This window comes from Roseburia sp. 831b (genome assembly GCF_001940165.2).
Lineage (GTDB): Bacteria > Bacillota > Clostridia > Lachnospirales > Lachnospiraceae > Roseburia.
The window spans coordinates 3,119,109-3,125,828 of the sequence record NZ_CP135162.1 but is presented as its reverse complement, the minus strand read 5'-3'; the positions used below and the strand labels follow the sequence as shown (position 1 = coordinate 3,125,828).

8 protein-coding genes are annotated in these 6,720 nt (G+C 41.5%); 3 read left to right on the top strand and 5 right to left on the bottom strand.

What is annotated here, in order from left to right:
* Nucleotides 1-111: 111 nt before the first annotated feature.
* Nucleotides 112-525, bottom strand: a complete 414-nt coding sequence (locus BIV16_RS14530) for a cysteine-rich VLP domain-containing protein (protein ID WP_002588751.1) — start codon at nucleotides 523-525, stop codon at nucleotides 112-114.
* Nucleotides 526-863: 338 nt separating this feature from the next.
* On the opposite strand from BIV16_RS14530, the gene BIV16_RS14525 reads away from it, so the two are divergent.
* From BIV16_RS14525 to BIV16_RS14515, 3 genes are all read left to right on the top strand, one after another.
* Nucleotides 864-1,667, top strand: coding sequence for a helix-turn-helix domain-containing protein (locus BIV16_RS14525; RefSeq protein ID WP_002334816.1), 804 nt, complete (start codon nucleotides 864-866; stop codon nucleotides 1,665-1,667).
* A gap of 28 nt (nucleotides 1,668-1,695) precedes the next feature.
* On the top strand, nucleotides 1,696-2,241 hold the full coding sequence (locus BIV16_RS14520; RefSeq protein ID WP_001071501.1) for an AAA family ATPase: 546 nt from the start codon (nucleotides 1,696-1,698) through the stop codon (nucleotides 2,239-2,241).
* 76 nt (nucleotides 2,242-2,317) lie between these two features.
* Complete coding sequence (locus tag BIV16_RS14515; protein WP_001255868.1) at nucleotides 2,318-3,184, top strand: aminoglycoside 6-adenylyltransferase AadE; 867 nt, start codon at nucleotides 2,318-2,320, stop codon at nucleotides 3,182-3,184.
* A 355-nt stretch (nucleotides 3,185-3,539) separates the two neighbouring features.
* Here the strand turns inward: BIV16_RS14515 and BIV16_RS14510 are convergent, their stop codons facing one another.
* The 4 genes from BIV16_RS14510 to BIV16_RS14495 form a co-directional block, all read right to left on the bottom strand.
* Complete coding sequence (locus tag BIV16_RS14510; protein ID WP_075679988.1) at nucleotides 3,540-3,677, bottom strand: helix-turn-helix transcriptional regulator; 138 nt, start codon at nucleotides 3,675-3,677, stop codon at nucleotides 3,540-3,542.
* Nucleotides 3,678-3,845: 168 nt separating this feature from the next.
* Nucleotides 3,846-4,481, bottom strand: a complete 636-nt coding sequence (locus tag BIV16_RS14505; RefSeq protein ID WP_075679989.1) for a hypothetical protein — start codon at nucleotides 4,479-4,481, stop codon at nucleotides 3,846-3,848.
* Nucleotides 4,482-4,531: 50 nt separating this feature from the next.
* The gene (locus tag BIV16_RS14500; protein WP_075679990.1) at nucleotides 4,532-5,596 is read right to left on the bottom strand and encodes a GNAT family N-acetyltransferase; all 1,065 of its coding nucleotides are present in this window, start codon (nucleotides 5,594-5,596) and stop codon (nucleotides 4,532-4,534) included.
* 303 nt (nucleotides 5,597-5,899) lie between these two features.
* Nucleotides 5,900-6,697: a GNAT family N-acetyltransferase gene (locus tag BIV16_RS14495; RefSeq protein WP_075679991.1), complete on the bottom strand. Its 798-nt coding sequence runs from the start codon at nucleotides 6,695-6,697 to the stop codon at nucleotides 5,900-5,902.
* Nucleotides 6,698-6,720: the final 23 nt, after the last annotated feature.

Sequence of the window (6,720 nt, the reverse complement as noted above, 5' to 3'; positions counted from 1 at the left end):
AGTGCGTTTTGTGGACGGTTAGAAGCCCGTTTTCCGGGGCGGGCGATACTTTATACCACCAGCCCCGGTTTGGGGCTTGCGAAGCCTGATAAATCAAGGCTTTTTTCGCTCCTAACTGTCCACAGCAGACCTCCTTTTCCGTTCACTTTCTGTTTTCTGCCGCCTGTGAACTCTGGCGGCACAGCCGGGGCAGTATTTTGCCCGGTTGGATTTGGGGACGAACACACCGCCGCAGACCTCACAGCGTTTCAAGTCCTTATCCCGGAAAATCTCCGCTTCCAGCGTCCCGTCCAGCGGCAAGACCGCCCAGCGGAACCACTTACAGCAGACCGAGAAAGAAATCGTCTGCGGACAGGTGCAGGTGTCCCCATCGTCAAGGACAATGCAGTTGCCGTCCTCACAGCAACAGCACTCCCGGCGTATCAGGCTGGCCGCCTGTTTTCTCTGCGCCGGGGTCATGCGGTAAAGGGAACCGTCCGGCCTGCGTTCCAGCGGCGGCAAGTCTTTATAGGGGTTATCTCTCATGCGTTCCCTCCATTTTGCTTTCCGTTGCCGTTCTCCCCGAAAAGGTTTCCTGCCCCATTCCTGCGGCGTGTTCCGGCGTTGGCACGCTCCTCGCAACTTCGGGACATTTTGTCCCGAAGTCCGACTCCTTGCGGTGCTTCCCCAGCCGGGGTATTCCTTTTCGGACGGTCATTCTGTTTTCAAGGTGCCGTCCATCGATGAACTACCCTAAGTCTACACGAAAAAAATGCAATTCCCGGAATATTGCGAGAATTGCATTTTGATGAAGTTTACACTTTGGAAATTGCATTTTTGCAATCATTCTGTATAATGGAAGTATGCGGAGGAGGTGCGTATCTATGGCTTTACCCGGAACGCCCGGACAGCGGATTTCCGATTTATGCAACGGGAACCACATCACACAAAAGGAACTTGCGGAGAAGATAGGCGTTTCCGCTTCCCAGTTGAGCCGCATTGTCAGCGGCGAAACAAGAACGGTCAGCAGTGATATTCTCATAGGTGTGGCAAAGGAATTTAAGGTATCGACAGACTACATACTGGGCTTGTCTACCGTGAGCGTTCGTAAAAGCTACGATATTTCTGAATTAGGCTTGTCCGAGGGAGCCGTGAGGGGGCTTGTGACGGGTGCTGTTGATGTGCAAATCCTCAACCGCCTGTTGGAACACAGGAATTTTCCTAAGCTGATAGATTTGATACGGATTTATTTTCAGGATACGGCGGCAAAGGGCATAACAGCAAGAAACCAGCTTATCGAGATGGCAACGGCTTCCCTGTCCGACCTGATGAAAGAACACCCGGAACACCGGGCAGAAGCGAAGCAGGATTTACAGCTTTTGAACGCCCAAAAGATAGGGGAACATGAAGCGGAGATTGAAAAAATCAAAAATGTGTTCCTGGCTATCCTGCGGGACATTAAGAAAGACATTGACAACGGGGAACAGCCGGGAGAAGCTGTGACCGCCGCTATGTTCCAAGCCATGCGGGACGCACTGGCGGAACAGAAACAAAAACCACTTTCCATTGACGATGTAACGGCGATGATAGCTGGACAGATCGGACAGCTTACACCGATGGATAAAGAAACTGTTGAAATGTTCCAGCAGTTTGCGAAGAAGATGATTGAGCAGGCAGGAACAAAGTGATAAATTTGAATTGTGAGGGAAAATACAGATGAATCAAGGAAGAATTATTGTGATTACAGGCTCACCGGGGACAGGAAAAACAACAACTGCGTCAATTGTCGCAAAGGAATCAGATATGGATAAATCAGTGCATATGCACACCGATGACTTTTTTCATTACTTAAGCAAAGGCGCAATACCACCACATTTGCCAGAATCCAACGAGCAAAATCTGGTTGTCATTGAAGCCTTTTTAGAAGCTGCAAAGCGATATGCTCGTGGCGGATATGATGTAATTGTAGATGGGATTGTCGGGCCATGGTTTTTGGAGCCATGGAAAGCTCTTGCCCAAGAAGATTACGAGGTACACTATATTGTATTAAGAGCGAGTAAAAAAGAAACTATGAAGCGAGCTGTGGAACGCTCAAAATTAGATAGAAAAACAAATATTGAATTAGTGGAAACAATGTGGGAGCAATTTTCCGGTTTGGGAGTATATGAATCAAATGTCATAGACACAACTACATTCACAATTAAAGATACGGTTTCCGCAATAAAAGAAAGAGTTGCATGTGGGACGTCTTTACTATCTTAGACATTCCCATTTGTCAGGAAGATAGCAAAGCCCTAAAATGGCTTCACACCTATTTCAATAATTGGAGGAGATAAAAATGAGATCAGAAAAGGAAGTTTATGATATTGTTTTGAATTTTGCAAAAACAGACAAACGCATTCGCATGGTTACTTTGGAAGGATCTAGAACAAATACAAATATTCCGCCTGATGATTTTCAGGATTTTGATATTACTTTTTTTGTTACGGATATGGACAGCTTCACAAGTGATGATAAATGGCTAGATATATTTGGTGAAAGGTTGATTCTGCAAAAGCCGGAAGATATGGAATTATTTCCAGCTGTAGAAAAGGGATTTTCATATTTAATGCTGTTTACTGATGATGTTAAGATAGATTTAACTTTGCTGCCGCTGGAACTGATAGACGAGTATTTTACATGGGATAAACTGGTAAAGTTACTGTTGGATAAAGACAACCGTATCGTAAAGCCGCCAATACCAACGGATATAGACTACCACTTGCAGAAGCCTACTCAAAGAATGTTTGACGATTGCTGTAATGAATTTTGGAATACTACAACATATGTAGTAAAGGGCTTATGCCGCAAAGAAATTCTTTTTGCTATTGACCATATGAATGATATAGTACGAAAAGAATTGCTTCGCATGATTTCCTGGCTGATTGGTATCAAACAGGGATTTCATTTCAGTTTGGGAAAAAACTATAAATTTATGAAGCAATATGTCCCAGAGGAATTGTGGGAACGACTTATGTCCACTTATAATATGGATTCCTATCCCCATATGTGGGAATCCTTTGAACAATGTATGGCATTGTTCCGGGAGGTTTCGTCAGAAGTGGCATGCCAGTTGGATTACCAGTATCCACTATATGATGAAAAAATCAGTAATTATGTGATTCGGCAAAAGAAAAAATATGGCATTGAAGATGATAACAAATAAAATTTTTTCAATCGAAAAAATTTATTTTGATTATTCAATTTTGAAAAACTGAATACCTCAAAATCAGAAAGAGAGCGGCCAAGCACTTTGAGGGATTGGCCGCCTTGTCCACCCATCCAGCGGGACAGCGGGCGGAGGTCAAGGCCGGGTGTAAACCCGTTCATTTCAGCCTTGACGGTTGCCCGTTGTCCTGCTACTTTTCCGGGAGTGTGGCCACAACTTCGGGACACTTTGTCCACAAGTTGGAGCGTAGGACGAGGAACTGGGGCTTTCATATACGCCCTGTCTGCTGATGAGTCCAGACCTGCGGCTGTATCGGTTGAGCAAAAGTCCGCGTGGGATTGATGTGGTATCTTTAACTTTGGGAAACTCCTGTCTCCCATTTGGATACCGCTTTGTCGGTCACGCCAACTTTTTGAGCCAGTTCTTTTTGTGTCATTCCTTTTTCCATTCGGACCCGGCTGATAAATTGCCCTGTTAAAATAGCATTCATTGCTGTCCTCCTTATCTGTTTTTTGTTTTTCAGATACATGCATCTTATGAGCTTATTCTAGGTTCATCCCACACGATTCGCAACCTACGATGCGTAGAATCCGCCCTAAACCTTGCGTAGGATATGTCTACCTCATGCTATCCGGCACTTTCTCGAATGAGTTCTTTATTATACCTGTTTCTCCCAGCTCCACGTAACGCTGTCAAGCCCTTCTTTTCCTTCGGAAAGATGCTTCATTTCCTCCATGCAAAATGTCGTCGCGCGCTCAATAAATTCATCTGCCATCTCCTTGGTGAAAAAGAAACTATCGTCCTCCTCAATTGGCACAAACTGCCCTCTTACTTCCTCAACCATCCCCGGCACATCAAATTCAGCAAGCTCTGTAATTGGTTCTTTTTCTATCTCAACTGCCTGAACCATTTCTTTGTTAAGTTTATAACAATTTACGACATGCCAGTTCGTGATTGCATAATCACGATGTAAACGGTCAATATTTCCTGGAATCGTCGGATTCCAGTCATGCTCGGAGTAGATAAAATACCGGTAAAAAATATCCTGAATCAGATGGAGATAATAGCCCAGATACAAATCATCCTGTTTCATCTCTTCTTGAAATTTTTCCCGAAAAAATTCCAAGTCATAGGTTACTCTCGTTCCATCGCAGATTTCTTTTTTCAGGTGGCTGTTTCCACTTATGATTCCATCTGGAAGGATGGAACCAAGACTTAATCTGCCGCTATCCTTAAACTTCATCTTCTTTGTTAAACATTGTGTTATTGCAAGGTGTATCATACTTGATGCCATAATTACTTCCTCTTTTCTGTCGGGCGATATTTTTTGTGTACTGTATAAAATTACTTTTTCATTTCATTTGATGTTAACAGGAAATAATCAGCTACATATTGGTAACCATCCCATGCGCGGACTTCCGGCTTGCTATGTGTATAATGAAAACCGAGACTTTCTGCAAGCCTTCTGGATGCAGTATTTTCTTGAAAACAACCATATATGAATTTCTCGCCACCCAACAAATCAAATGCTGCAAAAAGAAGTGCATTCACGACTTCTTTTCCATATCCCTTCTTCTGGTGGTTCGCTGCAATGCAGATACCGCACTCTTCATATGTTTTTGGCTTTTCTTCTTTAAATCCGGCAAATCCAATTGGCTCATTTGTATCTTTCAGACAAACAAAGTAAGCCGGTATTTTTCTTTGATGAGCTATTGTTCTTACTATTCTTTCCTGCGCTTCTTCCCTTGATTTTACCGGTGGCCATAGCATATTTTTCGCAATCGTTTCGTCCGACCATATATTTTTCCAAATAGCATCCATATCCTCCAGGCGAGCCTTTCTCAACCGAAGGTGATTCGTTTCGATTGACTCCTGTTCCTTTAAATCAATCCAGTAGCGCTCTAATTTTTCATTTCTTTCTTCACAAAAAACGGTTTTCTCATAAACTCCACCATTTTTTAGAATTGTTCTTCTGCTTGCTTCATTATCATCCAGACAGCATACTAAAATTTTCTCAAGTCCTATGCTTCTGCAAAATGGCATAATATTGTGGAGCATCCATGTCGCATACCCTTTTTTTCTCTCCGATGGTCTTACCGAGTATCCAATATGCCCTGCATATTTTTCAACATATTCATTAAAATAATGTCTGACCTGTATCATGCCAACAATCCGATGATCGCTTTTCCTTACACATAAAAATTGTGATGCCACCACCATTCCGTCGGGCAATGTATCTGGATTTAAATACTGCTCCACCATCTTAAGATAATCCTTCATGTTTTCATATCTTTTGAGTGGTCCACAGCCGTCCATGGAATCCGCGTTTTCAAGAAAATCTTTCCTGTAAGCTAATAGTTCTGAAATATATGCTTCTGATGGTCTTACCAGCATTAAATTATTCTTCATGTTTTTTCCTCGTTTGTAATTTTTGTATTTGGGTACAACTTAATGCTATCCAGTATACTTAACTTGTTAATAGATTGCAAATCAGAAGTTCCTTATCCATTGACAAATCCTAATATTCTTGCTATGATTTTATTAGGAAATGAGTTTTCTACTGAGTAAAGTCTTATGACTGGAAAAGGTTACTCGTTTCTTTTTTATATTTATAACATCATAAAGATATTTTTTCCTTTTAAATGTGCAAAAGCAAACCTCCAAATCTTTTATAGACCTGGAGGTTTGCTTCCAATCATATCGCTTTTTTTACTACAAAACCAGTTTCGCAGTAATATTGTTATTCGCTGGTATTTCTTCAAATCCCATCTTTTCATACAAATGAATTGCTGGAGCGTTGTCAATATCAACCGTGAGCACCAGACGTTTATCACCGTTAGTAAATATTGCCTTCTTTAGGAGTAATGCACCGATTCCATGATTGCGATACTCCGGAAGAATCCACAAATCCATGATTTCATTGGTATCATTTTCTTTACTCAAATCAATGTATCCAACAAGGCGTTGATTTCGGATGCACAGATAAACATAGAAGTCATCTATCTTTTCGAGGACTTTTTCTCCATCCCAATAGCCTTCTTTATTGTGAATCCTTATGTAGTCATTTTTATACGAATCGCAGTATGGTATTACTTCACTAACATCCTCTTTCTCGACGCCCTTATATTCCATATACCTCTGTTCCGTATAGAAAAATGCTTGTTTCTCTGACAAATAATTTTGCAGCACATAATTCTTTGGATTATAAACAAACCACATTTCATACCCTTTATATCGTTTTGACAAATCATCCATCAACTCAGTATATGCTTTCTTTTCCCTCGTATAAAGAAAAACCGTTTCCATATATTTTTCTTCCTCTAAGACCAAAAGGCAGAAGATTCCGGTTAACAGATTTCCCTCATAGGCACAAAGCAATATATGGTTTTCTTTCTTTGAAACAGCTGTGACTCTTGCTTTATCACAAAAAGGTGTGGAAAAAGATGGATCAAGGCACAATGAATCAATCCAACCTAAATGTTCTGTAATATCATTTTCTATCTTAATCATTTATCAAGTCCTCTAAGTTAAAA